At 66.3% G+C, this 25,324-nt stretch carries 25 protein-coding genes, 2 tRNA genes and 1 pseudogene; 20 read left to right on the top strand and 8 right to left on the bottom strand.

The window, feature by feature from the left end; genetic code table 11:
- The first annotated feature begins 2 nt into the window (after positions 1 to 2).
- From bcsG to EHF44_RS11450, 6 genes are all read left to right on the top strand, one after another.
- On the top strand, positions 3 to 1,559 hold the full coding sequence (gene bcsG, locus EHF44_RS11475; RefSeq protein ID WP_124683854.1) for a cellulose biosynthesis protein BcsG: 1,557 nt from the start codon (positions 3 to 5) through the stop codon (positions 1,557 to 1,559).
- A gap of 10 nt (positions 1,560 to 1,569) precedes the next feature.
- Entirely contained in the window at positions 1,570 to 1,770 is a 201-nt protein-coding gene (gene bcsR, locus EHF44_RS11470) for a BcsR/BcsP family cellulose biosynthesis protein (RefSeq protein ID WP_124683853.1), read from the top strand.
- A 95-nt stretch (positions 1,771 to 1,865) separates the two neighbouring features.
- Positions 1,866 to 3,125 (top strand): SpoIIE family protein phosphatase, encoded by a 1,260-nt coding sequence (locus EHF44_RS11465; RefSeq protein ID WP_124683852.1) that lies wholly within the window; start codon positions 1,866 to 1,868, stop codon positions 3,123 to 3,125.
- A 30-nt stretch (positions 3,126 to 3,155) separates the two neighbouring features.
- Positions 3,156 to 3,728, top strand: a complete 573-nt coding sequence (locus EHF44_RS11460; protein ID WP_124683851.1) for a SiaB family protein kinase — start codon at positions 3,156 to 3,158, stop codon at positions 3,726 to 3,728.
- A 25-nt stretch (positions 3,729 to 3,753) separates the two neighbouring features.
- Positions 3,754 to 4,143, top strand: a complete 390-nt coding sequence (locus EHF44_RS11455; RefSeq protein ID WP_124683850.1) for a DUF1987 domain-containing protein — start codon at positions 3,754 to 3,756, stop codon at positions 4,141 to 4,143.
- Between the two features lie 32 nt (positions 4,144 to 4,175).
- Positions 4,176 to 4,892 (top strand): GGDEF domain-containing protein, encoded by a 717-nt coding sequence (locus EHF44_RS11450; protein WP_124685081.1) that lies wholly within the window; start codon positions 4,176 to 4,178, stop codon positions 4,890 to 4,892.
- Positions 4,893 to 4,927: 35 nt separating this feature from the next.
- Here EHF44_RS11450 and EHF44_RS28860 read toward each other — a convergent pair whose 3' ends face one another.
- The gene (locus EHF44_RS28860; protein WP_301337465.1) at positions 4,928 to 5,062 is read right to left on the bottom strand and encodes a hypothetical protein; all 135 of its coding nucleotides are present in this window, start codon (positions 5,060 to 5,062) and stop codon (positions 4,928 to 4,930) included.
- A 208-nt stretch (positions 5,063 to 5,270) separates the two neighbouring features.
- Between EHF44_RS28860 and EHF44_RS11445 the strand changes: the two genes are divergently transcribed.
- The 6 genes and pseudogenes from EHF44_RS11445 (at position 5,271) to EHF44_RS28330 (ending at position 9,145) form a co-directional block, all read left to right on the top strand.
- A complete protein-coding gene (locus EHF44_RS11445) occupies positions 5,271 to 5,738 on the top strand; it encodes a hypothetical protein (protein WP_124683849.1) in 468 nt (155 codons plus the stop codon).
- Between the two features lie 426 nt (positions 5,739 to 6,164).
- The gene (locus tag EHF44_RS11440; RefSeq protein ID WP_124683848.1) at positions 6,165 to 6,929 is read left to right on the top strand and encodes a hypothetical protein; all 765 of its coding nucleotides are present in this window, start codon (positions 6,165 to 6,167) and stop codon (positions 6,927 to 6,929) included.
- Positions 6,930 to 7,185: 256 nt separating this feature from the next.
- Positions 7,186 to 7,276: transfer RNA gene (locus tag EHF44_RS11435), tRNA-Ser, on the top strand.
- Positions 7,277 to 7,479: 203 nt separating this feature from the next.
- A pseudogene (locus EHF44_RS11430) lies at positions 7,480 to 7,638 on the top strand (MFS transporter); the annotation flags it as partial.
- A 121-nt stretch (positions 7,639 to 7,759) separates the two neighbouring features.
- Complete coding sequence (locus tag EHF44_RS11425) at positions 7,760 to 8,953, top strand: DUF4382 domain-containing protein (protein WP_124683847.1); 1,194 nt, start codon at positions 7,760 to 7,762, stop codon at positions 8,951 to 8,953.
- A gap of 36 nt (positions 8,954 to 8,989) precedes the next feature.
- Positions 8,990 to 9,145 (top strand): hypothetical protein, encoded by a 156-nt coding sequence (locus EHF44_RS28330; RefSeq protein WP_172966044.1) that lies wholly within the window; start codon positions 8,990 to 8,992, stop codon positions 9,143 to 9,145.
- 143 nt (positions 9,146 to 9,288) lie between these two features.
- Here EHF44_RS28330 and EHF44_RS11420 read toward each other — a convergent pair whose 3' ends face one another.
- Positions 9,289 to 11,340, bottom strand: coding sequence for a sodium:solute symporter family protein (locus EHF44_RS11420; RefSeq protein ID WP_124683846.1), 2,052 nt, complete (start codon positions 11,338 to 11,340; stop codon positions 9,289 to 9,291).
- A gap of 108 nt (positions 11,341 to 11,448) precedes the next feature.
- Positions 11,449 to 13,431 carry an acetate--CoA ligase gene (gene acs, locus EHF44_RS11415; RefSeq protein ID WP_124683845.1) on the bottom strand — a complete coding sequence of 661 codons (1,983 nt, stop codon included), beginning with the start codon at positions 13,429 to 13,431 and terminating at the stop codon, positions 11,449 to 11,451.
- Positions 13,432 to 13,736: 305 nt separating this feature from the next.
- Here acs and EHF44_RS11410 point away from each other — a divergent pair, with 305 nt between their 5' ends.
- The 3 genes from EHF44_RS11410 (at position 13,737) to murI (ending at position 16,867) form a co-directional block, all read left to right on the top strand.
- A complete protein-coding gene (locus EHF44_RS11410) occupies positions 13,737 to 14,300 on the top strand; it encodes a TIGR00645 family protein (protein WP_124683844.1) in 564 nt (187 codons plus the stop codon).
- Between the two features lie 154 nt (positions 14,301 to 14,454).
- The gene (locus tag EHF44_RS11405) at positions 14,455 to 15,978 is read left to right on the top strand and encodes a fumarate hydratase (protein WP_124683843.1); all 1,524 of its coding nucleotides are present in this window, start codon (positions 14,455 to 14,457) and stop codon (positions 15,976 to 15,978) included.
- 73 nt (positions 15,979 to 16,051) lie between these two features.
- The gene (murI, locus tag EHF44_RS11400) at positions 16,052 to 16,867 is read left to right on the top strand and encodes a glutamate racemase (protein ID WP_124683842.1); all 816 of its coding nucleotides are present in this window, start codon (positions 16,052 to 16,054) and stop codon (positions 16,865 to 16,867) included.
- Between the two features lie 35 nt (positions 16,868 to 16,902).
- On the opposite strand, the gene EHF44_RS11395 is transcribed toward murI, so the two are convergent.
- Positions 16,903 to 19,218 carry an AAA family ATPase gene (locus tag EHF44_RS11395; RefSeq protein ID WP_124683841.1) on the bottom strand — a complete coding sequence of 772 codons (2,316 nt, stop codon included), beginning with the start codon at positions 19,216 to 19,218 and terminating at the stop codon, positions 16,903 to 16,905.
- Positions 19,219 to 19,676: 458 nt separating this feature from the next.
- Between EHF44_RS11395 and EHF44_RS11390 the strand changes: the two genes are divergently transcribed.
- The 4 genes from EHF44_RS11390 (at position 19,677) to EHF44_RS11375 (ending at position 22,153) form a co-directional block, all read left to right on the top strand.
- Positions 19,677 to 20,333, top strand: coding sequence for an energy transducer TonB (locus EHF44_RS11390; RefSeq protein ID WP_124683840.1), 657 nt, complete (start codon positions 19,677 to 19,679; stop codon positions 20,331 to 20,333).
- 50 nt (positions 20,334 to 20,383) lie between these two features.
- Positions 20,384 to 21,115: a MotA/TolQ/ExbB proton channel family protein gene (locus EHF44_RS11385; protein ID WP_124683839.1), complete on the top strand. Its 732-nt coding sequence runs from the start codon at positions 20,384 to 20,386 to the stop codon at positions 21,113 to 21,115.
- 32 nt (positions 21,116 to 21,147) lie between these two features.
- Positions 21,148 to 21,561, top strand: coding sequence for an ExbD/TolR family protein (locus tag EHF44_RS11380; protein WP_124683838.1), 414 nt, complete (start codon positions 21,148 to 21,150; stop codon positions 21,559 to 21,561).
- A 244-nt stretch (positions 21,562 to 21,805) separates the two neighbouring features.
- Positions 21,806 to 22,153, top strand: coding sequence for a hemin uptake protein HemP (locus tag EHF44_RS11375; RefSeq protein ID WP_124683837.1), 348 nt, complete (start codon positions 21,806 to 21,808; stop codon positions 22,151 to 22,153).
- 227 nt (positions 22,154 to 22,380) lie between these two features.
- Here the strand turns inward: EHF44_RS11375 and EHF44_RS11370 are convergent, their stop codons facing one another.
- The 3 genes from EHF44_RS11370 to EHF44_RS11360 all read right to left on the bottom strand — a co-directional run bounded on the left by EHF44_RS11370 (position 22,381) and on the right by EHF44_RS11360 (position 23,852).
- Positions 22,381 to 22,788, bottom strand: coding sequence for a heme-binding protein (locus EHF44_RS11370; protein WP_124683836.1), 408 nt, complete (start codon positions 22,786 to 22,788; stop codon positions 22,381 to 22,383).
- A gap of 182 nt (positions 22,789 to 22,970) precedes the next feature.
- Positions 22,971 to 23,201 carry a hypothetical protein gene (locus tag EHF44_RS11365; protein WP_124683835.1) on the bottom strand — a complete coding sequence of 77 codons (231 nt, stop codon included), beginning with the start codon at positions 23,199 to 23,201 and terminating at the stop codon, positions 22,971 to 22,973.
- A gap of 285 nt (positions 23,202 to 23,486) precedes the next feature.
- Complete coding sequence (locus tag EHF44_RS11360) at positions 23,487 to 23,852, bottom strand: hypothetical protein (RefSeq protein WP_124683834.1); 366 nt, start codon at positions 23,850 to 23,852, stop codon at positions 23,487 to 23,489.
- Positions 23,853 to 24,032: 180 nt separating this feature from the next.
- On the opposite strand from EHF44_RS11360, the gene EHF44_RS11355 reads away from it, so the two are divergent.
- Positions 24,033 to 24,119: transfer RNA gene (locus tag EHF44_RS11355), tRNA-Leu, on the top strand.
- A 33-nt stretch (positions 24,120 to 24,152) separates the two neighbouring features.
- Here EHF44_RS11355 and EHF44_RS11350 read toward each other — a convergent pair.
- Positions 24,153 to 25,244: a YeiH family protein gene (locus EHF44_RS11350; RefSeq protein ID WP_124683833.1), complete on the bottom strand. Its 1,092-nt coding sequence runs from the start codon at positions 25,242 to 25,244 to the stop codon at positions 24,153 to 24,155.
- Between the last annotated feature and the right edge of the window lie 80 nt (positions 25,245 to 25,324).

Genomic DNA, 25,324 nt, shown 5'->3' with positions numbered 1-25,324 from the left:
ACATGGGACTCTGGAACCTCTATTTCCTGGCCAAGCTCTACCTGTTCCACACCGGGCAGATGAAGCCGATCTGGCTGCTGAACCTGGTGTTCGCGCTGCTGCTGGTGGTGCCGATGGAGTCGCGCCCGCTGCGGGTGATCCGGCAGGTGCTGGCAATTGGCGTGGGCGCGGCGCTGGCCTGGCGGGAATCGACGCTGCCGCCGTTCGAGCGCGTGATCTCGCAGTTCTCGAACATCCGCGCGTTCACGCCGGCTTACCTGCTGGAGCTGCTGCAGCGGCTGGTGTCGATCCAGCTCGTGGTGGCGGTGCTGCTGGTGCTGGTGGTGTTCCTGCTGGTCAACCGCTGGGTGCGGACCACCACGTTCGTGCTGGTGGCGCTGATCGCGATGCCGTTCTGGTACGGCCCGGGCGTGGCGCTGCCGGGCCGGACCACGGCCGTGGCGCGCGCCGCCGACAGCCCGCGCGCCGACATCAACGCAACCGGCAACTACGACGCCATCCTGACCGCGTTCCGCCAGCAGGAGGCGCAGCGCAGTGCCACCGTGGCGCCGCTGACGGCAACCCCCGACGCCCAGTTCGACGTGATCTTCCTGCACATCTGCTCGCTGTCGTGGGACGACCTGGACGCCGCCAAGAGCCTGAACCACCCGCTGCTGTCGCGCTTCGACTACCTGTTCAAGAACTTCAGTTCGGCGGCCAGCTACAGCGGCCCGGCCGCGATCCGCGTGCTGCGCGGCGCCTGCGGGCAGGAGCCGCACAAGAACCTGTACGACCCGGCGCCGGCCGAATGCCACGTCTTCGCGGACCTGGCCCAGGCCGGCTTCACGCCGCAGGTGCTGATGAACCACGACGGCCGCTTCGACAACTTCCGCGGCTTCGTGGACAAGGAAATCGGCGTGCCCGGCATCCAGCCGGCTTCCACCGACGGCGTGCCGGTGGCCATGCGCGCATTCGACGATTCCCCGGTGCTGGGCGACTTCGCCACGTTCGACAACTGGTACCGCAAGCGGCTGGCGCAGGACGCCCGGCCCGTGGCGCTGTACTACAACACGGTGACGCTGCACGACGGCAACCGGCTGCCGGGCAAGCGGCTGACGAGCCTGGAGTCGTACCCGCTGCGGCTCAAGGCGCTGCTGGACGACGTGGACCGGATCGTGGACACCATCGCCAAGTCCGGCCGCAAGGCCGTGGTGGTGTTCGTGCCCGAGCACGGCGCGGCGCTGCGTGGCGACAAGAACCAGATCTCGGGCCTGCGCGAGATTCCGACGCCGAACATCATCCACGTGCCGGTGGGGGTCAAGCTGGTGGGCCTGCCCGCCGCCGAGGCGCCCCAGCCGGTGGTCATCGACGCGCCGATGAGCTTCCTGGGCCTGTCGCAGCTGGTGTTCAACCTGATCGCCGACAGCCCGTTCCGCCAGGGCGCGCCGGCGCTGGTGCACTATGCCGAAGACCTGCCGCAGACGCAGATGGTGGGCGAGAACGAGGGGACGATCACGATGAAGCGCACCGACGGCTACGTGGTCCATACGCCCGACGGCGTGTGGGTCGAACAGAAATAGGCGGCCGGCCATGAGCAAGCCGGTCACGTCACGCAAGGCGGCCATCGCCTACAACGACATCGACGCGCTGAGCCAGAAGGTGGACGGCTTTGACGGCCGCCACTACTTCGACCAGCAGGGCGAGGTGGAAACAGCCGAGGCGGCCCGGCGCTGGCCGCTGCTGGCCCGCGCGATGGGGCTCGACCCTAATGCCGCCACCCCACGCGAGTAGGGCCTTAAGCCTTGATTTACAAGGACTTTGGTCACGGATTCGACATATAGACAGCCTAGACTCGGGGCCATTTTCCAATTCGTGCTCCTTTCGTCATGTCCGGCATTCTGGTGGATTCTCCCGCTGCCCGTCCGCGGTTCCGGCAGCCCTGCGCAGAGGATCTGGCCGTGGCGACGCCATCGGTCACGACCGACCACACCAACCAGGACGTGCTGGAAGTGTTTGCGCTGCACCGGGACCTGGCCTGCCTGCCCGTGACCGAGCAGGGCCGGCCCATCGGCCTGATCAACCGGTCGATCTTCCTGTCGCAGATGAGCAAGCCGTACCACCGCGAGCTGTACAACCGCAAGAGCTGCATCGCGTTCATGGACAAGGAGCCGCTGGTGGTGGACGCCGAGATGGGCATCGACGCACTGACGTTCCGGACCGTGGAATATGGCGAGAAGGCGCTGGCCGACGGCTTCATCGTGGCGCGCGGCGGGCAGTACATCGGCCTGGGCCAGGGGCTGCAGCTGATGCGCGTGGTGGCCGACATGCAGGCCGAGCGCAACCGCCAGATCATGCAGAGCATCGACTACGCCAGCACGATCCAGCGGGCGATGCTGCGCACGTCGCGCGACACGCTGGCCGCCACGCTGCCCGACGCCGCGCTGGTCTGGGAGCCGCGCGACGTGGTGGGCGGCGACTTCTACCACTTTGCCGCGTTCGCCGACGGCTGGTTCGCCGCGCTGGCCGACTGCACGGGCCACGGCGTGCCGGGCGCGTTCATGACGCTGATTGCATCGTCGCTGCTGACCCAGGCGCTGGAGCAGCAGGGCCCGCGCGACGCCGGCGCGCTGCTGATGGCCGTGAACCGCGGCATCAAGCAGATGCTGGGCCAGACCGACCGCGAGGCCGACCAGGAGGCGCGCCGGCTGCCCGGCGCCACCGCGTCCGACGACGGGCTTGACGCCGCGTTCTTCTGGTTCGACAACGCCACGCGCGCGCTGACCTTCGCGGGCGCCAAGTCGTCGCTGTTCGTGCTGCAGCCCGGCGACGCCGACGGCGCGATGGTCAACGGCGCACGCATGGGCGTGGGCTACGTCGACACCGGCATGGACTACACGTGGCAGAACGCCACGGTGCCCACGCAGCCCGGCACGCTGGTGTTCGTGACCACCGACGGGCTGATCGACCAGATCGGCGGGCCGAAGGAAATCGCGTTCGGCAAGCGCCGCATGCGCGAGGCGATCTGCGCGCGGCGCGACGGCTCGGCCGCCGAGATCGGCGACGCGGTACTGGCGGCCCATCGCGCCTGGCAAGGCGCGCAGCGCCGCCGCGACGACCTGACCTTCTTCTGTTTCCGTGCGCAATGACCCTGCCATTGCACACCTATCCGCTTGACCATGACCGCCGCACAATCGATTGACAAGGAATATGAGCCGTTCTTCGAAATGGCTCGGGAACGCAACGTGATTTTCTACTACGTCGGCTATTTTTCGCAGAACATCATCGCCGCCATGTCCGATGCGGTGCGGCTGCAGCTTACCGTCAGCGGCGTGGACGGCACCACGCGGCGCAAGCTGTTCTCGTCGTTCGTGGAGATGGCGCAGAACATCGTGCACTATTCCTCCGACTCGCTCACGTCGCCGTCGCAGCCCGACGGCCAGCTGCGGCACGGGTCGGTCTGCATCAGCATGGTGGACGAGCACTACCGGCTGATGTGCTCGAACCCGGTGTCGTCGGCCCGCGTGGAACAGCTGCGCGGCACGCTGGAGAAGGTGCGGACGATGACGCTGGAAGAGATCAAGCGCGCGTACAAGGAGACGCTGCGCTCGGACGCCCCGGAAGGCAGCAAGGGGGCCGGACTTGGCTTCCTGACGATGGCGCGCGATGCCAGCGCGCCCCTGGAGTACAACTTTCAGCCGATCGACACGGACCCGGTCTCGACGATGTTCCAGCTCGTCGCCACCATCTGACCCTGCCCGATCGCACCGAACCGCCATGGAAAACCTGTTCATCGCCGCCACGCCAAGCTCGCCCGAAGTGAGCTTCGATTTCGCGCGGCACACGCTCTCGCTCAAGGGCGAGTCCTACCCCGAGAACGCCGCCGTGTTCTACGGCGAGGCCCTGGCCCGCCTGCGCGCGTACCTGGCCGACTGCGACGACATGGACATCACCGTCAACGTCGCACTGACCTACTTCAACAGCTCCAGCACCAAGATGCTGTTCAGCATGTTCGACGCGCTCAACGAGGCGGCCGAACGCGGCAACCACGTGACGCTGCACTGGTTCCACGACGAGGACGACGACACGATCCTGGAATTCGGCCAGGAACTGCACGACGACTTTCCCGCCATCGACTTCATCGACCAGGTCACGACCAGCAGTTGAACGCACCCCGCGACATGCCCCCCGCCGCAGCCATGTCGGAGCCTGACCTGTTCGATTCCGAGAACAGCGCCCTGGCGCATGCCAAGGCCGTGTTCTGCGACGTCGACGCGGGCGAGGAAGCCTATCGGCATACGCTCGGCCAGCTGATCAGCTACTACGAGCGGCTCATGCGCGAGACGCGCCGGCTGATCCGCCGCAGCGACCGCGAAGAGCTGGAGATGAACCGGCTGAACCACCGGCTGCAGGAACTGGCCCAGGAACTGGAGTACCGCGCCACGCACGACACGCTGACCGGCGCGCTGAACCGCGGCGCCGTGATCGACCGCGCCACGGCGGCGCTGGCGCGCGGCAGCCTGGCGCTGATCGTGCTGGACATCGACTATTTCAAGCGGCTCAACGACGATTTCGGCCATCCGGCCGGAGACGCCGTGATCTGCGGCGTCACGGCCTGCCTGAAGGACACGATCCAGGCCGAAGGGGCCATCGGCCGCGTGGGAGGGGAAGAGTTTGCCGCGCTGCTGCCGGGCTTTTCGATCGACGCGGCGATGGACCTGGCCGAGCGCATGCGCCAAGCCATCGAGGACTACCGCTTCCCGCCGCCCGTGAACCGCTCGGTGACGGCGAGCTTTGGCGTGAGCTGGTCGGCCCAGGGCCGCACGTTCGAACACGCCTACGGCCGCGCCGACGAGGCGCTGTACGAAGCCAAGCGCACCGGCCGCAACCGCGTAACCCGCGCCTTGTCGGCATAGGGCCCGGGCCACGGCCGGCGCGCCGGCGCCCGCCGCTACTGGCCGATCTGCCGGACCTTGTCCGGATGCGTGACGTAGTAGGCCAGCACCAGCGACGCCGTGAACGCCATGCCTGCCACGGCAAACGCGATCAACGTGGACGCCGTGAATCCTCCATTTTCCTTCGACATGCGGATCTCCGTAGTGAGTTGGGGGTGGGTGGATGGTACGGGTTGCCCTTGCATGGTAGCCCTCGACGCCGCATTTTGCGAACCGTCTCATAGCCTTGCCCGCCAATCACCCTGACACTGGAAGCCATCCATCGCTCATCCAGAAGGCCTCTCCATGCGCAGACAGCCATCCCCCCGGTCAGGTTCAAGACGATTGCGCCGGTCCGCCGTGACGCAGGGAGAATTCGACGCCAACCTGCACCGCTTCGACGAACGGATGCAACGCCTGTTCGCCCGCAGCGACGAACGGCACCAGGAAAACGTCAGGTCCAACGAACGGCTGCTGGCGGAAATGGACAAGCGACACGCGGCGCTGCTGGAGAGCTTCCGCGTCATGTTCGACCGGCGGCTGGGGGACTTGAACCAGCGGATGGACGATTTCAAGGCACAGACCAGCGCGGACGTCGACCGCATCCGAGAAGAAATGGGCGAGATGCGCAAGGAGTCGCGGCTGCTGCGATGGAACATCTGGGTGGCGGCCTGCGCCACGGTCATCGGCATCGCCAGCTTCAACTCGGCAACCACCTCGGCAGTGCTCGACGCCTTCGAGTCCGGCCGCAACACCGCCGCCGCCATCGCCGAAGCCCGCCACGCCGCCGAACACCACGACGCGCGGGAACGTGAGCGCCCACCGTAGCGCGACCAATCCGGGATCAGGTCAATCAGGGGTCGCCATGCACCATCCAAGCCCCTCCACCGTAGGGAAGACAGGGAAGATACATTAGCAGACAATCAACCCCAGTCATGATTGACCCCATGACATTTATCCCGGCCCGCTCGCACCCCGCGCAGCGGGCATTTTTTTGTCCTCTGTTTGTCCTTCGAGCCGGCAGGCTGCCCCGTTCTGCCGCGTCCCCTTCGCCGATCGCCGCCTGCTGGAATCAACCAGCCGTGTGTGTCATTGGCAATCTAGTGGAGATTTGACGCAGGTCGCTTCGTCAATGATTCGGCGTTCTCATCGCTTCAGAAACGGCGTAACGTCCGGCGCGCAACTTCTGGCTCGTCCGACGAATTGGATCCTTGCCGATCGACCAGACAGCACACTTCTCCCCGAAATGTATAGATGACTAGACTCTGGACGTGCCTGATCTTCTTGCTTGCGTTTGGCGGCAGTTGGGCCGCTTCGGCAAAGGAGTGCGAGAGCATTCCGCACCCGCAGGCCTTTCGATCGTTGATTACCGATCGGGGGACGGTTTGCTTTGCTATAGAGCCTGTAGAGCCTGACTCGTCGGACGGAATGAGCCGGATCACTTTGTACTACTTGCCCCACGGAGCGCACGCTTTCACGAAATCTCAAGGCTCGGGAATGATGTACGACAGTAGTCCTGGGAGAATCGTCGACGCTTTTGTCGCGGCCGTGGACTCGCACAAGCGAATATTTGTCATTCATGCCCTCGAAGTCAGAAGCTCCCTTGCGGAGCCGAATTCGTCGGGCAATTTTTATTCTGTGGACGTTTTCGAGCCGACCGACGCAGCGCTATTGCGCGATGAGCGGGCTTCGAACTGGTTCGGTGCAGGGTATAGCTACATTAGCAAGCCTGGGGAAGGACGCTACAAATTTCCGTACCTTTCACGAAACGATGTGTTGCGCGCGTTGGATTCCCCCTTTGCGCCTCTCATGATCCATAAAGTCAACATTCCCGCCAGGCTAAAACGGAAGAGCTTTCTATTCCACTACCCCATGTCCGGCAAGCAAACACAGAAATACCTGACGAAAGGGGACCGGGCCACTGTCACTGAAGTTAGAGAAAGCTGGTGCCGTTTAAGCCATCCTTCGCATAGCACTGCCGATAGTATGTGGATTCTCTGCCGACACTTAGGTCAATAACACTCGAACAGCGCATGCGACGTCGGAATATGGGTTTCGATGCGCGGCGATCCAGGCTTCCCCTCCAGCGCCTCCACAGTGATGAAGGCGTCCGGGCGCAAGCCCCCGGTGACGGACGGAATGCTCAGCGCCCTCTCGGACGGCGCACCACCGCGCCTCGTCGTCCAGCCCAGCACCTCATGTTGCGCCTGCAGCGCCGTGCTGCAGATCCCCCGCTGGACAGGCGCCGCTGCTCTGCTATAATCGCGGACTTCCCGGAGAGATGGATGAGTGGTTTAAGTCGCACGCCTGGAAAGCGTGTATAGGTTAACAGCCTATCGGGGGTTCGAATCCCCCTCTCTCCGCCAGAATTCAATGCCCGCGCCCGCGGGCATTGTCGTTTCCGGAGAGAAGCAAGCCAACAGTTTGGCTTGCGGGGGGGATGCGAAGGGATTCGCTTGCAAGCGAATCCGCGGCCTGCGCTTGTGTAGGCGAATCCCCCTCTCTCCGCCAGAATTCAATGCCCGCGCCAGCGGGCATTGTCGTTTCCGGAGAGAAGCAAGCCAACAGTTTGCCGTGGACGGCCCTGCATCCCGCCGGCGCCGCCGCCGCGCTGATCGTCTGGGGGCTGTGCGGATGGGGGCTGATCGTCCCGCAGCAGCATCGGTTCGTGCAACTGTCGCCGCAGGGCGCGCCGCTGGTGCTGGCACTGAACAACTCCGCTACCTACAGCCTGACCCCGGCAGTTCTGTTTCATTCCTGTTACTAATGGTTGCAATGGCACCGATGAGAAGTGAAACAGCCGGGCCTATCCTTCGGGCAGCCTCACACACCCGAAGGAGAGAGAAGCCATGAAAACAAGAACCGCACTTAATCTGAGGAAAATATTCGTCGCGTTGCCGGTGCCGTTGCTGGTTGTTGCATGCGGCGGCGGAGACGGCGGTGGCGACCCCGCGCCGGCCAGCGGCACGCTGCATGTGGCGATGACGGACGCGCCGTCCTGCGGCTTCGACCACGTCTATGTCACGGTCAACAAGGTGCGCGTGAACGCCAGCAGCACGGCCGGGGAGAACGATGCGGGCTGGACCGACATCACGCTGCCGTCGCCGCAGAAGGTGGACCTGCTGTCGCTGACCAACGGCGTGCTGTTCGACATCGGCCGCGCCCCGCTGCCGGCCGGCCAGTACCAGCAGGTGCGGCTCGTGCTGAATGCCAACCAGGGCAATACGCTGGCGAACTCGGTGGTGGTGTCCGGCACCACCACCGAACTGCCGCTCGATACCCCGAGCGCCGCGCAAAGCGGGTACAAGATCATCCAGCCGTTCACGGTGCCGGCCAACACGCTGGTCGACCTGATCCTCGACTTCAACGCCTGCAAGTCCATCGTCCAGCGCGGCAATGGCACCTACGGCCTGAAGCCGGTGATCACGGCCACGCCGCTGACGGTCAGCGGCACGATCTCGGGCTACGTGCCCCCGGCCCAGGCCGGCGCGACGGTCTATGCCGAGCAGAACGGCCAGATCATCCGCGGCACGGTGGCCGATGCCAACGGGCAGTTCGTGCTGACGCCGCTGGTGCAGACCAGCACCAATGGCACCTATGACGTCGTCGTGGTCGACAACAGGCTGCCGACCGGCCGCGCCACCGGTATCATCCGCGCCGTGCCGGTCACGGCCAGCGCGACCACCACGGTGTCGACGGCCGCCGCGCCGATCACGCTGCCGACGTCGACCACCAACACGGTGTCGGGCACGGCCACGGCATCGGCGCAGGCGACGGTCCGGGCGCTGCAGTCGATCAGCTCGGTGTCGTACGAGATCGCCTCGACCAACGCCAACCTCGACACGGGCGCTTATTCGCTGGCGCTGCCGGCCGCGGCGCCGCTGGTCGGCACGTACACCCCGACGCTGCCGATCGCGCTGAGCGCGGTGGGTTCGGCCGCCGGCCTGTACTCGGTCCAGGCCACCAGCGCGGCGGGCGCCACGCAGACCACGAGCGTGAACGTGTTCGGCGGCAGCCAGACCGGCGTCAATTTCGGCTTCTAAACCACCAGGAGAAGGGGCTGCGGCCCCTGTCGCACCATGAAATCGCTGATTGCCATCCTCACCCTCGGCGCCACGCTGCTTGGCGGCTGCGCCTACTATCCCGACTACGGTCCCGGCCCGGGCGCCCGCCCGCAAGGCGGCCCGGGCAACAACTACTGCCCGCCGGGACAGGCGAAGAAGGGCAACTGCTGATTGCCGTCGCAAGGGTGCAAGGCCGGTCTCGATGACCGGCCTTTTTTCATGGCCGCGTCAGTGCAAATGAGAAACGGCCACTTCATTGCAACCAGTCGTAACCGTCACCTGCGCCAAACGTCCGTATGGATGCGCGCGGCGCCCTACCCCTTGCGCAGGTAGTTGACCAGCCGGTCGATGACCGGCGCGTTGCGCGGCGTGACCAGGCTGACCAGGATGGCCGCCGCAAACCCGGCCGGCACGCCGAAGGCGCCCGATGCAATCGGGTCCACGCCGAACCATCGGTCGCCGAAGATGCCGGTCATGCGGGTGAAGAACGGGTAGTTAACAAAGATGTAATAGACCGCCACCGCCAGCCCTGTTGCCATGCCCGCGACGGCGCCCGCCGCCGTGGTGCGGCGCCAGAAGATGGCCAGCACCAGCACCGGGAAGAAGCTGGACGCGGCCAGCGAGAACGCCGCGCCCACCAGGAACAGGATGTTGCCCGGCCGCAGCGACGTGACGTACGACGCAAACAGCGCCACGCCCAGCAGCACCACCTTGGCCGTCGTCACGCGCCGCTGGTGCGACGCCTGCCGGTCGATCATGTGGTAGTAGACGTCGTGCGACAGCGCGTTGGCAATCGTCAGCAGCAGCCCGTCCGCCGTGGACAGCGCGGCGGCCAGCGCGCCGGCGGCCACCAGCCCCGATATCACGTACGGCAACCCGGCAATCTCGGGCGCGGCGAGCACGATCATGTCGGGCTGGATCAGGATCTCGGCCCACTGGACGATGCCGTCGCCGTTGACGTCGCGGATGCCGAACACCGGCGGATCGACCTTGCGCCACTGCACCACCCACTGCGGCAGTTCCGCGTACGGCGTGCCCACCAGGTGCTGGAAGAACTCGACCTTGACCAGCGCCGCCAGCGTGGGCGCCGACACGTAGAGCAGCGCGATGCAGAACACGGCCCACGCCACCGAGTTGCGGGTCTCCTTGACCGACGGCGTCGTGTACAGCCGCGTCAGGATGTGCGGCAGGCTCGCCGTGCCGACCATCAGGCAGAACACCAGCAGCACGAAATTGAGCCGGCGGGTCTTGCGTTCCTGCTCGGACGCGGCCGGGTACGGTTCGGTCGACGGCGTGGCCGGCTGGCTGCGCGCCAGGGCCTCGACCCGTTGCTGGCTCCACTGCTGCAGCGCGTCGGCGGCGTCCGCCGGAAAGGCCTGCCGCTCGCGCTCCACGGCCTTAATCTCGCGCAGCGGCGCGTTGCGGGCGCGCAGTTCGATCAGCCGGGCATCCAGCACCTGCCGTTCCTCGTTGAACGACGCCGGCAGCCGCGCGATGCGGTCCTGCAGGTCGATGGCCTGCTGCCGGAACAGCGCCCGCACCTGCTGCTCGGCCGGGTCGCGGTCCAGCCGCTTCTCCTCGGCGTCGATCCGCTGCAGCAGGCCGCCATAACCCACCTGCGGCACCACCTGCTGATGATGCTTCCAGGCAATCAGCGACACCGCCAGCAGGAAGGCGACGATCAGCATGATGTACTGCGCCACCTGGGTCCACGTGACCGCGCGCATGCCGCCCAGGAACGAGCAGACCAGGATGCCGGCCAGCCCGAAGAACACGCCGACCGCAAACTCCACGCCGATGAAGCGCGTGACGATCAGCCCCACGCCCTGGATCTGCGCCACCAGGTAGACGAACGAACACAGCGACGCGGCCAGCACGGCGATGGCCCGCACGGGCAGGTTGCCGCCCGGCTTGCCGTTGCCGTAGCGGGCGGCCAGGAAATCTGGAATCGTGTAGCCGCCGTACTTGCGCAGGTACGGCGCCAGCAGGAAGGCCACCAGGCAGTAGCCGCCGGTCCATCCCATCACGTAGGCCAGCCCCTCGTAGCCCGAGGCAAAGATGATGCCGGCCAGGCCGATGAACGACGCCGCGCTCATCCAGTCCGCCGCGATGGCCATGCCGTTGAACATGGCCGGCACGCGGCGGCCGGCCACGTAGTATTCGTTGAGGTCCGACGTGCGGCAGATCAGCCCGATGCAGGCGTAGATCGCGATCGTGACGAACAGGAAGACGTAGCCAAGCCACAGCGCGTCGGCGTTGGAATGTTCGAGCAGCCCCATCATGCCGACGAAGCCGAACAGGCCGAGCGTGAACAGGCCGTAGTACAGCATCAGCCTGCGGCGGAAGCGCGACTGGGTGTCTGGCATCAGGGACAGGGGCAGAGGGGGTCGATCAATGCATTGTGCCCGCGCCGGCGGGCGCCGGGGCGGGCACAACGGGGGTCACGCCAGCCGGTAGCGGGCATGAAATGGCGATTACAGGCCCTGCTTCAACTGGTCCAGGATGGCCGGGTTCTCCAGCGTCGAGGTGTCCTGCGTGATTTCCTCGCCCTTGGCCAGCGACCGCAGCAGGCGGCGCATGATCTTGCCCGAGCGCGTCTTGGGCAGGTTGTCGCCAAAGCGGATGTCCTTGGGCTTGGCGATCGGGCCGATCTCCTTGCCCACCCAGTTGCGCAGCTCGGTGGCAATCCTGGCGGCCTCGTCGCCGGTCGGGCGCGAGCGCTTGAGCACCACGAACGCGCAGATCGCCTCGCCGGTGGTGTCGTCGGGGCGGCCCACCACGGCGGCCTCGGCCACGATCGGGTTCGACACCAGCGCCGACTCGATCTCCATCGTGCCCATGCGATGGCCCGACACGTTCAGCACGTCGTCGATGCGGCCCATGATCGTGAAGTAGCCCGTGTCCTTGTCGCGGATCGAGCCGTCGCCGGCCAGGTACAGCCGGCCGCCCAGTTCGTCGGGGAAGTAGCTCTTCTTGAAGCGCTCCGGGTCGCCCCAGATGGTGCGGATCATCGACGGCCACGGGCGCTTGATGACCAGGATGCCGCCGCTGCCATTGGGCACGTCCTGGCCGGTTTCATCGACGATGGCCGCCATGATGCCCGGCAGCGGCAGCGTGCACGACCCCGGCACCAGCGGCGTGGCGCCCGGCAGCGGCGTGATCACGTGGCCGCCGGTTTCGGTCTGCCAGAACGTGTCGACGATCGGGCAGCGCTCGTTGCCGATGTTCCGGTAGTACCACATCCACGCCTCGGGGTTGATCGGCTCGCCCACGGTGCCCAGCAGGCGCAGGCTCGACAGGTCGTACTGCTTCGGGTGGATCTTCTCGTCGGCCTCGGCGGCCTTGATCAGCGAGCGGATGGCGGTGGGCGCCGTGTAGAAGATGCTGACCTTGTGGCGCTGGATCATCTCCCAGAAGCGGCCCGCGTTCGGGTAGGTGGGCACGCCCTCGAACACCACCTGCGTGGCGCCGGCGGCCAGCGGGCCGTAGGCGATGTAGGTGTGGCCGGTGACCCAGCCGATGTCGGCCGTGCACCAGAACATGTCCTCGGGCTTCAGGTCGAAGGTCCAGCGCATGGTCATCAGCGCCCACAGCAGGTAGCCGCCGGTGCTGTGCTGCACGCCCTTGGGCTTGCCCGTGGAGCCGGACGTGTAGAGCACGAACAGCGGATGCTCGGCGTCCACCGGTTCGGCGTCGCACTGGTCGGGCTGGCCGGCCGAGACGTCCTCCATGTAGCGGTCGCGGCCTTCGGTCCAGCCGACCTTGCCGCCGGTGCGGCGATAGACCACCACGTGCTTGACGGCCTCGCAGCCGCCCAGCGCCAGCGCCTCGTCGGCAATGGCCTTGAGCGGCAGCGCCTTGCCGCCGCGCATCTGTTCGTCGGCCGTGATCAGCGCCACGGCGCCCACGTCCACCAGCCGCTCCTGCAGCGACTTGGCCGAGAACCCGCCGAACACCACCGAGTGGGTGGCGCCGATCCGGGCGCAGGCCTGCATCGCCACCACGCCCTCGACCGACATCGGCATGTAGATGACCACGCGGTCGCCCTTCCTGATCCCCAGCGCCTTCAGTCCGTTGGCAAAGCGGCTGACCCTGGCCAGCAGGTCCTTGTAGCTCACGCGCGAGACCGTGCCGTCGTCGGCTTCGAAGACGATGGCGGTCTTGTCGCCAATCCCCTTCTCGATGTTGCGTTCGAGACAGTTGTACGAGGCATTGAGCTGGCCGTCCTCGAACCACTTGTAGAACGGCGCGTTGCTCTCGTCGAGCACCTTCGTGAACGGCTTGTGCCAGTGCAGCAGCTCGCGGGCGTGGCGCGCCCAGAACCCCTCGTAGTCTTTCTCGGCCTCGGCGCACAGGGCGTTGTAAGCCTCCATGCTCGGGATCGCGGCGTTCTTCGCGAACGCCTCGGGGGGATTGAAAACGCGATGCTCCTGCATCACCGACTCGATGGCGGACATGGGTTGTCTCCTGTTTGGCTTTGACTGCTTTGCGTGCAAGGTACGCCCGGCGCCTTACGAGGACCTGACGGTCGGACGGGGCCGCGCAGCCGGGGGTCCGGCGTCACGGCCGCGTATCGACGGCGCGCATGCTGCAATGCAACGGCTTCGGTGGGGGCGCGGGAGACTGGGGGCACAAGTGCAGTCGGCTCTACTAAGTTAGCACAGCCACATGCGGCGGACGCAAATACCTGAACGTACGCACGGTACAATCGAGCCCCGTTTCAATTGTCTGGCGACATTTACATCCGTTTCTGGCACCGCCCATGGCCCAATACACTCCGCTACGTCCGATCCCCCGCATCATCTTTGCCTCGCGCTGGCTGCAGTTGCCGCTGTACCTCGGCCTGATCGTCGCGCAGGGCGTCTACGTCTACCACTTCCTGGTCGAGGTCTGGCACCTGCTGTCGCACGTCACCACCTACGACGAGACCAAGATCATGCTGGTGGTGCTGGGGCTGATCGACGTGGTGATGATCTCGAACCTGCTCATCATGGTGATCGTCGGCGGCTACGAGACCTTTGTCTCGCGGCTGGGCATCGACAACCACCCAGACGAGCCCGAGTGGCTGGACCACGTCAATGCCGGCGTGCTCAAGGTCAAGCTGTCGATGGCGCTGATCGGCATCTCGTCGATCCACCTGCTCAAGACCTTCATCGACGCCGAGCAGCGCAGCTCGCACACGATCATGTGGCAGGTCATCATCCACGTGGCATTCCTGGCATCGGCGCTGGCCATGGCCTGGGTGGACCGGATGGTGACCCATCCCCATCCGGCCCCCGGACATGGCGCGCCCGGCACCGATGGTGCGACGCAGCAGGCACACTGACCTTGCCGCCTGCGCCGGGTGATGCTCACGCCACACCCGGCACCCCTTCCGAATACCCGACCAAAGCTGTCGACGGCTGTATGCACCGCGTACGGCCGCCCCCGCCACGGTGTATCATCCCGGGCTGTGTTTCACCGCTGCCCTCCCCCACAAAATGACAGTCATCAAGCAAGAAGACCTCATCCAGAGCGTCGCCGACTCGCTGCAGTACATCAGCTATTACCACCCGATGGACTACATCACCAGCCTGGGCCGTGCCTATGAGCTGGAGCAGAGTCCGGCCGCCAAGGATGCGATTGCCCAGATCCTGACGAACAGCCGCATGTGCGCCGAAGGCAAGCGCCCGCTGTGCCAGGACACCGGCATCGTCACGATCTTCGTCAAGGTGGGCATGGACGTGCGCTGGGACGGCGCCACGATGGGCCTGTCGGACATGATCAACGAGGGCGTGCGCCGCGGCTACACGCATCCGGACAACGTGCTGCGCGCGTCGATCGTCAACCCGCCCGAAGGCGCCCGCAAGAACACCAAGGACAACACGCCGGCCGTGATCCACTACGAGGTGGTGCCGGGCAACACCGTGGACATCCAGGTGGCGGCCAAGGGCGGCGGCTCCGAGAACAAGTCGAAGTTCGTGATGCTGAACCCGTCGGACTCGATCGTCGACTGGGTGCTCAAGACCGTGCCGACGATGGGCGCTGGCTGGTGCCCGCCGGGCATGCTCGGCATCGGCATTGGCGGCACCGCCGAGAAGGCGATGGTGATGGCCAAGGAATCGCTGATGGAACACATCGACATCCAGGACATCATCGCGCGCGGCCCGCGCGACTGGATCGAGGAAATGCGCGTCGAGCTGTTCGAGAAGGTCAACGCGCTCGGCATCGGCGCCCAGGGCCTGGGCGGCCTGGCCACCGTGCTGGACGTCAAGATCATGGCCGCGCCGACGCACGCCGCGTCCAAGCCCGTGGCGATGATCCCGAACTGCGCCGCCACGCGCCACGTCCACTTCACGCTGGACGGCAGCGGCCCGGCCAGGCTGGAAGCGCCGGATCTGAACGCCTGGCCGAAGGTGGAATGGGCGCCGAACACCGAGACGTCGAAGCGCGTGGACCTGAACACGCTGACGCCCGAGGAAGTGGCTTCGTGGAAGCCGGGCCAGACGCTGCTGCTGAACGGCAAGATGCTGACCGGCCGCGACGCCGCGCACAAGCGCATCGCCGACATGCTGGCCAAGGGCGAGCAGCTGCCGATCGACTTCACGAACCGCGTGATCTACTACGTCGGCCCGGTCGATCCGGTGCGCGACGAGGTGGTCGGCCCGGCCGGCCCCACCACGGCGACCCGCATGGACAAGTTCACCGAGACCATGCTGTCGCAGACCGGCCTGATCGCGATGATCGGCAAGGCCGAGCGCGGCCCGGTGGCGATCGAATCGATCCAGAAGCACAAGTCGGCCTACCTGATGGCCGTGGGCGGCGCCGCCTACCTGGTCTCCAAGGCCATCCGTGGCGCCAAGGTGCTGGCCTTCGAAGACCTGGGCATGGAAGCGATCTACGAGTTCGACGTCAAGGACATGCCTGTGACGGTGGCCGTGGACAGCTCGGGTACCTCGGTCCACAAAACCGGCCCGGCGGAATGGCAGGCCAAGATCGGCAAGATTCCGGTCGCCGCCGCCTGAGCCTGACGTAGTTTGCAGTACTGGCCCCTTCCGCCCGGCGGGAGGGGCTTCCTTCCTCTTGGCACGCCTGCCTGTGAATCCCTCCCCCATCGGCGTCTTCGACTCCGGCCTTGGCGGCCTGTCCGTGCTGCGCGAAGTGCGCGCCATGCTGCCACACGAGCCGCTGGTCTATCTGGCCGATTCCCGCTACGCGCCGTACGGCGACAAACCCGAAGCGTTTGTCGAGGCCCGCACGCTCCAGGTCTGCGAATGGCTGGTGGCGCAGGGCTGCAAGGCGCTGGTGATCGCCTGCAACACGGCCACGATGCATGCGGTGCAGACGCTGCGCGAGCGGCTGCCGGTGCCGATCATCGGCGTGGAACCGGGCCTCAAGCCGGCGGCGGCGTCGAGCCGCAGCAAGGTGGTGGGCGTCCTGGCCACGGCCAACACGCTCAAGAGCGCCAAGTTCAACCGGCTGCTGGCCACGCTGGCGCCCGAAAGCCGCTACCTCTGCACGGCCGGCCATGGCCTGGTGGCGCTGATCGAACAGGGCGACGTCTCGGGCCCGGCCATCCGCGAGAAGCTCGACGCCTACCTGACACCGATGCTCGACGCGGGCGCCGACACGCTCGTGCTGGGCTGCACCCACTACCCGTTTCTGTCCGGGACGATCCGCGACATGGTCGGCGACCGCCTGGCGCTGATCGACACCGGGCTGGCCATTGCCCGCCAGCTGTCGCGCAAGCTCGACGAGTTCGGCCTGGCGGCCAGCCCCGACGGGGCGCCCGAGATCCGCTATCTGTCGACCAAGGACGCGCGGCACCTGCACGACATGGCCGCCGCGCTGCTGCAGGTGGATGCGCGCGCGGAAACCGTCGCGATCGAACCGGCGCCAGCCATCGGCGCCTGACCGGCGTCACCCCCCCCGCAAATCTAAGGAAACGGCTACTGCGTGAAGCCGACCGTGCGGTGCTGCCGCACCTCTGGCTTCACCGCATGCTCCTGGCGGAGCTGAGCCAGGAATTCGTCTGGCGTCAGCGCCTCGCCCAGCACGACGGACTGGCGCTTGACTGTCGCAAAATCGCCAGGCGTGAGGCAGTCCATGGCGTCCAGGTCGCGGCGGATCGCGTCGGTCATCCGCCCGGCGTCGCCACCGAGCGCCTCGTCGACAAACATCGCCACGCGCTGCGACGGCTTGAGCGCCAGGAAGCGGATCTTGAAGGAAAAACGACGTAGTGCGGCTTCGTCGAGCCGGTCGAACAGGTTCGTCGTGCAGATGAAGATGCCGTTGAAGCGCTCCATGCCCTGCAGCATCTCGTTGACTTCCGATACCTCGTAGTTGCGCACGGCCTGCTGGCGGCTCTGCATGAAGCTGTCGGCCTCGTCGAGCAGCAGCACGGCGCCGTCTTCCTCCGCGCGCGCGAACATCGTCGCAATCTGCTGCTCGGTCTCGCCGACGTACTTGCTCATCAGGTCCGACGCGCGGCGGATCATCAGCGGCAGGTCCAGCGCGGCGGCGATATGCTCGGCCAGCGCCGTCTTGCCCGTGCCGGGCGGCCCGTAGAAACACAGCGTGCCGCGCTGCCGGGCGCCCAGCGCCTGCACGATCTTTTCCACCGCGTAGCGCGTCTCCAGGTGCAGGTTGTCCAGCCGGTAGCGCGTGACCACCGGCCGCGCCTCGGCCTCGGGCCGCAGCCCCATCGCCCGGTCGGCATGCTCCAGCTGGCGCACGATCAGCGCCTCCACGGGCTCGTCGACGTCGGGCCGCGCCAGTTCCACAAAGCGCGCCGCCGACTGGACCTGCGCCGGCGTCAGCGTCTTGCGCGCCGCCAGCGTGGCGATGAATGCATCGCTGACCGCCAGGCTGCCAAGGTGCTTGCGGATGATGTTCTCGCGCACCTGCGGCGGCGGGATCTTCAGTTCCAGGTGGAACTGGAAGCGCCGCAGGTAGGCCGGGTCGATCTGCCGGATCGAGTTCGAGATCCAGATCACCGGCACCGGGTTCTGCTCCAGCGTCTGGTTGACCCACGCCTTGCCATTGACCGACGCGCGCGTGTCTTCCTGGCCGAACAGGCTCATCAGCTCGCGCGCGCTGCCCGGAAAGACGTCCTCCACCTCGTCGAACAGCAGCGCCGTGCGCGGACGCCCACGCAGGAATGCCTGCGACACCTGCAACGAACGGTATCGGTCCTTGCCGGACAGGCTGTTGCCATCGCGGTCGAAGCAGTCCACCTCGTACAGCTCGCAGCCGGCCTCGCGCGCCACCAGCCGCGCGAATTCGGTCTTGCCGGTGCCCGGCGGGCCGTAGATCAGCACGTTCACGCCCGACGCGTTCTGCCGCGTGGCGTTGCCAAGCAGCGCGGTCAGGTAGCGCGCGTCGGTTTCCACATGGGGATAGTCGCTGGTGCCCAGCGTGGGCGGCGCGGCCGGCCGGGTGAAGACGGCCATCATCTCGGCTTCGCTCGCGTAGTTGCCCAGCAGCACGTGCAGCAGGCGGTCGGACAGGCGCATCAGGTCGCCCAGGTCTGTGACGCTGTTCTCGGGCAGCGGCTGCTCGATCAGGTTCAGCGTTTCCAGCCGCGAGCCTGGCCGCAGCGACGCGGCAATGTCGGCCGGCGATGCCCCGGTCAGCCCGGACAGGATCTGGAACGCCTCCTGGCTGTGCGCAACCTTGCAGTCGACCATCACCGCGCGCAGGTCGCGCTTGTACTTGGCCAGCGCCGCATAGAGCAGCAGCTTGCGCTCGTGCTCGGGCAGGTTCAGCACGTGGCTCAGCATGTCGATGTTGCGCACCAGCAGCACGCGCTCGCCATCGAGCCGCGCCGCGATGGCGGCCGACGACGCGGCGAACACCGCGAACATGTCCTTCGCGTGGTGCTTCACGTACTCGTCGAGGTAGTAAAACAGCGCGCTTTCGTCGAAGGCACTGTTCCATTGGCCGTGGCGCTCCAGGAAATCCTCGGGCGACAGGCGGGACGCGCCCTTCCACGCCGGCATGTCGGCGCACCGTGCGGACAGGAAGCGCTGCACGCGCAGCACCACGCCGTACGGCCACACCATCTCCTGCGCGCTGACGGTGAGCACATCGTTGATGTTGCTGCGCAGGTTGAAGCGCGGCCCGAGCGCGCACACCACGCGCAGCGCGAACTGCGCGCACATCCAGTCGAGCGCCGAGGTGCCCACCGCCCCGGGCGACGCACGCAGCAGCGTGCTGCGGTCGTCCATCGTGCGGTCGTCTTCAGCAAAACGGGTGAAATCCATGGCTGGTTCCCTTCGCACAGGGCCATGGGGCGCGTCCGGACCGCGGGGAAGCGCCTGGCCTGTGCCGTGTCTGCCGCTAACTGGGGATTCCTGTTAATCGTAGCGCGGTTTTCCGGAAGTGGGGCATCGGCGGCACGCCGCGGCGCGGCATCGGACACGTAGCGCGGGCCCGACATCGGCCCCCGAATTGCTGCGCGACGCGCAATGAAGCGGGCGCAGAATACCGTCACGCATTGCACAATGTGCAACAAATAAGAATCATTATCGTTTATACTATCGCGCTGATACGCTGCCCAAGAGTGGCGCTCCCCCTGTAACCGGTTACCCAACGGCTGTGTTTCTCTGGAGCGTTATCATCATGGAATTGCTATTGAGCCTGCTGGTCGGATGTGGCATCTCGCTGATCCTCTTCTACCGCAAGTGATTGCGCCGCAAGGCGAGCACCTGTTGTTCCTCTCATGTTCGATCAACGATTTTTCAAGATCACCATCGCCGTCCTGCTGTTCCATGCCGGACTGCTGTACCTGATCCAGAGCGGGCTGGCCCGCAAGCTGACAGAGGCCGTCATCGCTCCCGAGATCATGGCCCGCATCATTCCCATGGAGCAGCCCAAGCCCGAGCCGCCTGCTCCGGAACCACCCAAGCCGCAGCCCACGCCGCCCAAGCAGGTCAAGGTCGTGACGCCGCGCCCGACGCCGCCGAAGCCGCAGCCCACGCCGGCCCCGGTGGCCACGCTGCCGCCGACCCCGACGGCCATCGAGGCGCCGCCCGCACCGCCTGCCCCGCCGGCTCCGGAACCGCCCGCCCCGCCGCCCGTGGCGATGAACTCGGCACCGCGCGCCGTGGGCATCGGCGAGATGGCCTGCTCGCAGCCGGCGCCCGTCTATCCCCGGCAGTCGCAGCGCATGGGCGAGACCGGCACCGCGATCATCCGCCTGAATTTCGACGACAAGGGCCAGGTCATCAAGGCCGTCGTGTCGAAGTCCAGCGGCTCGGACCGCCTTGACGACGCCGCGCTGACCGCCGCCAAGGCCATCCGCTGCAAGCCGTACGTCGAGAACGGCCGCGCCGTGGCCGCCACCGCGCAGCAGCCGATCAAATTCGAGTTGAACTGATTCCCCGGATTTTTCCGATACCCTAAACACTGACCCTTTCAGGAACCACCATGCAGGACCTCGGACTCTCCCACCTCTGGTCGCAAGGCGATTTCGTCATGCGCGCGACCGCCATCATTCTGCTGATCATGTCGCTGCTGTCGTGGATCGTGATTCTCACCAAGGCGTGGGATCTGGTCCGCCTCAAGAAGATGGCGCACGGCGCCGAGAAGCGCTTCTGGCACTCGGACGACTTCGATCACGCGCTGGACACACTGGGCGCCAGCGAAGCCAACCCGTTCCGCACGCTGGCCGTGACCGGCAAGGAAGCCGCCCAGCACCACCGCGCCAGCCAGCCGCAGCTGCATGACGCGCTGGACATCTCTGACTGGCTGACCCGCTCGCTCAAGAGCTCGATCGACGAGGCCGTGGCGCGCATGCAGTCGGGCCTGGCGATCCTGGCGTCGGTGGGTTCCACCGCGCCGTTCGTGGGCCTGTTCGGCACCGTGTGGGGCATCTACCACGCGCTGATCGGCATTGGCGCCTCGGGCGTGCCGACGATCGACAAGGTGGCCGGCCCGGTGGGCGAGGCGCTGATCATGACCGCCTTCGGCCTGGCCGTCGCCATCCCCGCCGTGCTGGGCTACAACGCCCTGAGCCGCGGCAACAAGGGCGTGATCAGCAAGCTGAACCGCTTTGCGCACGACCTGCACGCCTACTTCGTCACCGGCGCCCGCGTGCGTCCGACCTCCGCGGCCCGCGCCACCGACGATGCGTCGATGCGCCTGGCCGTCAAGAACTGAGCGCGGATTCGTAGCGCCCAAAGGAAAGCATCATGGCATTCGGCACCCTGGACGGAGACGATGACGAGGTGATGAGCGAAATCAACATGACGCCGCTGGTCGACGTCATGCTGGTGCTGCTGATCATCTTCATCATCACGATTCCCGTCATCAACCACGCGGTCAAGATCGACCTGCCGCGTGCAACGAACCAGCCCAACGACACCAAGCCGCAGAACATCAACGTTTCCGTCGATGCGCAGGGCAAGGTGTTCTGGAACCAGGAAGAAGTGGATCCGGCCCAGCTGGAGCAGCGCATCGCGGCGGCGGCACAGCAGCAGCCGCAGCCCGAGCTGCACCTGCGCGCCGATCGTGACGTCCGCTACGAGCGCGTGGCCGAAGTCATGGCCGCGGCGCAGCATGGCGGCCTGGGCAAGATCGGCTTCATTACCGAGCCCAAGCGCTGAGCTGGCAGGCTCCACAATCGGAAAAGGCACCCTCGGGTGCCTTTTTTGTTGGATTCGCGGGTAGCGCAGTTGTCCGATTCACGCGCGTCATGCCACAGCCGCGTCACAGATGTAACTTCGCGCGAAGTCGCTTGTAATGATAACGGTTCTCATTTAAGATTCTTTCACTGCTGGTTCGCCACGGCGAACCCCGACCCGCTATCCCGTGTCCCGTCCTGACGGCACACTTCGAACGGAGAAGACCATGAGCACCCTGAGCCTGCCGATGTCGCAACCGCGTGAAGTCACGCGCCGCCGCCTGTCCCTGCGCCGCGTGGAGGTTGCCCCGCAGGCGCGCCGCGAGTCGGCGGCCGCGATGCCGACAGCATCGTCCACGGCGTCGTCGGCGCTGGAATCGGTCAAGTCGGCGGTCGCCGCCCTGCCCGCGCGCCTGGAAGCGCTGATGCGCCAGACGCCGAACAATCCGGTCGATCCGCAAGCCGTGCCGCTGGAAGCCATCATGCAAGGCGCCACGACGCTGCCGATCCTGCATAACGGCGAGGTCTACACGCTGCGCGTGACGCGCTACGGCAAGCTGATCCTGACCAAGTAATCGCCGTCCGGGCCACGCGCCGGACCTGTACAGACTTTTGTGGGGACCACCCGTCGACAACGGGTGTTGGGCAGTAGCCAGACGATCGGATACCCCAGTCAGGCAAGCATTCCAGACCCCTTGCCTGACTGGCCGATGCCAGCCATGCCATCTTTTTATACCGCCCCGCAGGCGTTGCGCCTGCGGGGCTTTTTACTGCCCGCTCGCGGCACGGGGCCGCGGCGTCATCAGATACCCAGGGCGGCGATACCGGCGCGGGCAATCTGCGCGTCTTCGGTCGACTTGACGCCCGAAACGCCCACGGCACCCACCACCTGGTTGTTCACGACGATGGGCACGCCACCTTCGAGCATGCCTTGCAGCAGCGGGGCCGTCATGAACGAGTAGCGGCCGTTGTTGATCATGTCCTCGTAGATCTTGGACTCGCGGCGGCCCAGCGACGCGGTACGCGCCTTCTCCGTGGCGATATAGGCCGAGATCGTGGCCACGCCATCCAGGCGCAGCATGCCGAGCGGATGACCACCGTCGTCGACGACGACAATCGTGACAGCCCAGTTGTTGGCCTTGGCCTCTGCCTCGGCGGCGACCAGCACCTTCTTCACGTCGTCAGCCGTCAGTACGGTCTTTTGCTGCATACCTCTCTCCATCGTTCAGGGTTGAGGCTGCAGTATATCGCCCGATGCCGGCCCGCCGGAGTTGAAACTGCTTCACCTTGCGATGGCTTGACGCTCAGGGCGCGGCCTGCACCGGCGCCACGAACGACAAGGCCCGCATGCGCGCGGGCCTTGGTATGCCGATGGCGGCGACGCGCGTGGGATCAGGCGCCGTCCGAGAAGGCGTCGCGGCGGTCGGTCACGCGCGCGCCATCCGAATACACGTCGCGCGATCCGGTGACGCGGGCACCGTCCGTGTAGACGTCGCGGCTGTCGACGGCGCGCTGGCCGCCGCTGTAGATGTCATATTTGACCGGCGCGGCAAAGGCGGAGGTCGAGAGTGCGGCAAGCGCGCCAATGGCGGCGGCAATTGCCAGACGTTGTTGGATGGCCATGAAAATCCCCTTGTTCGATTGGACGACGGGCGCCGCGCCATCAGCCGTCGTTGCATGCGGTGGCTGTGGGAGCGACGTCACATCAGGGAGTTTAGGGGGAAACCCCTAGGGGAAAATCCAGATGGCTTGAGCGGACGCATCAAAAACTTTGAGCCTCCGTGCTAAGCGGGAACCTAATCGCACATACGCTGCCCACGGCGAGTCAGATGGGCGCCCGACTGCCCTAACGCCTGCCAAAGAAAAAGCCCCGTTGCCGGGGCTTTTCGATGATCTGCGAGAGCAGGCTCAGTGGCGATGACCGTGGCCGTGGCCATAACCATGACCGTGTCCCGGAGGACCGTAGTAGCCACCGCGGCCGCGCCAGCCCGGACCGTAGTAGTAGCGGGGGCCACCACCGTAGTAGCGGGGCGCGCCGTAATAGACCGGAGCCGGGCGAACCACCACCGGCGGCGGGCCGTAGTAGACCGGGGCCGGCGCCACGACCACCGGCGGGGGCGGTGCGTAGTAAGCGGGTGCCGGCGGATAGTAGGCGGGCCCCCCCACCACGACGCCCGGAACACCGATCGCCACGTCGACGTTCACACGCGCCATGGCGGCGCCAGACGCCAGCGCGGCGGCCACACCGAATGCTGCGAACAACCAACGTTTCATGATCGTGCCTCTTTGAGTTAGGAGGATTCCTGTTACTCGTAATTGTACGAGGTCATGAATTCCGAGGTGAAACGGAGGGCGCGACATTGTTACCGCCGGTAACAGCGGGATCACATACCCTGGGCGATGTATCCGGCTTGCTTCCTGCCGCCTAAGCCACCACAATACCGGGCTTGCCGTGCGGCCGTGGAGAAATTGGTAGACTCAGCAGACTTAAAATCTGCCGCTCTTACGGGCTTACGGGTTCGAGTCCCGTCGGCCGCACCAACGCTCTCCCCTAGCAACAACGCGGGCAACGCGTCAGACGAGCACCGCGCACAGCGCCGCCCCCACTCCCATCAGGAACACGAACAGCAGCCCGGCCAGCGCCAGCGGCTTGCGGCCGGCGCGCAGCAGGTCGCCGATGCGGGTGTGCAGGCCGATGGCGAGCATCGCGCAGGCCAGCAGCCAGTTGTCGAAGGCGATCAGCGTCGGCTTCCAGCTCCCCGGCACCAGCGCCGCCGAATTGAGCGCCATCACCGCGACAAAGCCCACCGCGAACCACGGTACCGAGCGCAGCAGCGCCTTGAGGTTGCGCGTGCCACCCGACTCTTGCGACCAGCTCGTGCGCGGCCACAGCGCCATCACCAGCAGCAGCGGCCCGAGCGCCAGCACGCGCACCATCTTGGCCACCACGGCGGCATCGGCCGCGCCATCGCCAACCATCTTGCCGGACGCGATGACCTGGGCCACCTCGTGCAGCGTGGCGCCGGTGAAGATGCCGAACGCGCGCTGGCTGATCTGCAGGTGCCAGTGCTGCGTCGCCAGTTCGTAGATCCACGGGTACAGCAGCATGCCGACGGTGCCGAACAGCACGACCGTCGCCACCGCCACGGCCGTCTGGCGATCATCGGTCCGCACGACCGACGACACGGCGATGGCCGCCGCCGCGCCGCACACCGCGCTGCCCGCGCTGACGAGGATCGCTTCGCGCCGGCTCAGGCCGAAGAACGACGACCCGACCCACATGCCGAACAGCAGCGTGGCCACCAGCATCAGCAGCGGCACCACGACACCCCCTACGCCCAGCGCGGCAATCGCGCCGAACGTCAGGCGCAGCCCGTACAACGCCACGCCAAGCCGCAGTAGATGATGGCGCGCCACCTGCATGCCGGGCGCCAGCGGCGTCAGCCAGTGCCGGGGCATCGTGTTGGCGGCAACCATGCCCGCCCCCATCGCCAGCGTCAGCGCCGACAGGCCGTACTGCGAGATGGCCGGATGATCGGCCAGCGCCTGCGCCAGCCAGGCAATCGCGCCCAGGGGCAGCAGGGTCAGGAGCCGCTTACGCCACAACACAAGCGTGGAAGGGGCGATGACGACGGGAATCGAGTGCGGGGCAGGAGCCGTGGACATGGCAGGACAGCGTTATTGTTCGATGCCTTGCAGCGTACGCATCCGGACATGACCCGTAAAACGGGTAATATCGTTATGCC

Source organism: Cupriavidus pauculus (assembly GCF_003854935.1).
GTDB lineage: Bacteria > Pseudomonadota > Gammaproteobacteria > Burkholderiales > Burkholderiaceae > Cupriavidus > Cupriavidus pauculus_C.
The sequence above is the reverse complement of the archived record's forward strand: the minus strand, read 5'-3'. Positions and strand labels throughout refer to the sequence as shown.

What these genes read in the sequence shown, in the direction of transcription:
- EHF44_RS11460 (WP_124683851.1), top strand. Translation starts at nt 3,156, where the DNA reads ATGACCGCCGCACAATCGATTGACAAGGAATATGAGCCGTTCTTCGAA.
- EHF44_RS11420 (WP_124683846.1), bottom strand. Translation starts at nt 11,340, where the DNA reads ATGCCAGACACCCAGTCGCGCTTCCGCCGCAGGCTGATGCTGTACTAC.
- EHF44_RS11350 (WP_124683833.1), bottom strand. Translation starts at nt 25,244, where the DNA reads ATGTCCACGGCTCCTGCCCCGCACTCGATTCCCGTCGTCATCGCCCCT.
- EHF44_RS11455 (WP_124683850.1), top strand. Translation starts at nt 3,754, where the DNA reads ATGGAAAACCTGTTCATCGCCGCCACGCCAAGCTCGCCCGAAGTGAGC.
- EHF44_RS11450 (WP_124685081.1), top strand. Translation starts at nt 4,176, where the DNA reads ATGTCGGAGCCTGACCTGTTCGATTCCGAGAACAGCGCCCTGGCGCAT.
- EHF44_RS11440 (WP_124683848.1), top strand. Translation starts at nt 6,165, where the DNA reads ATGACTAGACTCTGGACGTGCCTGATCTTCTTGCTTGCGTTTGGCGGC.
- EHF44_RS11425 (WP_124683847.1), top strand. Translation starts at nt 7,760, where the DNA reads ATGAAAACAAGAACCGCACTTAATCTGAGGAAAATATTCGTCGCGTTG.
- EHF44_RS11375 (WP_124683837.1), top strand. Translation starts at nt 21,806, where the DNA reads ATGAGCACCCTGAGCCTGCCGATGTCGCAACCGCGTGAAGTCACGCGC.
- EHF44_RS28330 (WP_172966044.1), top strand. Translation starts at nt 8,990, where the DNA reads ATGAAATCGCTGATTGCCATCCTCACCCTCGGCGCCACGCTGCTTGGC.
- EHF44_RS11360 (WP_124683834.1), bottom strand. Translation starts at nt 23,852, where the DNA reads ATGAAACGTTGGTTGTTCGCAGCATTCGGTGTGGCCGCCGCGCTGGCG.
- EHF44_RS11395 (WP_124683841.1), bottom strand. Translation starts at nt 19,218, where the DNA reads ATGGATTTCACCCGTTTTGCTGAAGACGACCGCACGATGGACGACCGC.
- EHF44_RS11410 (WP_124683844.1), top strand. Translation starts at nt 13,737, where the DNA reads ATGGCCCAATACACTCCGCTACGTCCGATCCCCCGCATCATCTTTGCC.
- EHF44_RS11385 (WP_124683839.1), top strand. Translation starts at nt 20,384, where the DNA reads ATGCAGGACCTCGGACTCTCCCACCTCTGGTCGCAAGGCGATTTCGTC.
- acs (WP_124683845.1), bottom strand. Translation starts at nt 13,431, where the DNA reads ATGTCCGCCATCGAGTCGGTGATGCAGGAGCATCGCGTTTTCAATCCC.
- bcsG (WP_124683854.1), top strand. Translation starts at nt 3, where the DNA reads ATGGGACTCTGGAACCTCTATTTCCTGGCCAAGCTCTACCTGTTCCAC.
- bcsR (WP_124683853.1), top strand. Translation starts at nt 1,570, where the DNA reads ATGAGCAAGCCGGTCACGTCACGCAAGGCGGCCATCGCCTACAACGAC.
- EHF44_RS11405 (WP_124683843.1), top strand. Translation starts at nt 14,455, where the DNA reads ATGACAGTCATCAAGCAAGAAGACCTCATCCAGAGCGTCGCCGACTCG.
- EHF44_RS11370 (WP_124683836.1), bottom strand. Translation starts at nt 22,788, where the DNA reads ATGCAGCAAAAGACCGTACTGACGGCTGACGACGTGAAGAAGGTGCTG.
- EHF44_RS11365 (WP_124683835.1), bottom strand. Translation starts at nt 23,201, where the DNA reads ATGGCCATCCAACAACGTCTGGCAATTGCCGCCGCCATTGGCGCGCTT.
- EHF44_RS11390 (WP_124683840.1), top strand. Translation starts at nt 19,677, where the DNA reads ATGTTCGATCAACGATTTTTCAAGATCACCATCGCCGTCCTGCTGTTC.
- EHF44_RS11380 (WP_124683838.1), top strand. Translation starts at nt 21,148, where the DNA reads ATGGCATTCGGCACCCTGGACGGAGACGATGACGAGGTGATGAGCGAA.
- EHF44_RS11465 (WP_124683852.1), top strand. Translation starts at nt 1,866, where the DNA reads ATGTCCGGCATTCTGGTGGATTCTCCCGCTGCCCGTCCGCGGTTCCGG.
- EHF44_RS28860 (WP_301337465.1), bottom strand. Translation starts at nt 5,062, where the DNA reads ATGTCGAAGGAAAATGGAGGATTCACGGCGTCCACGTTGATCGCGTTT.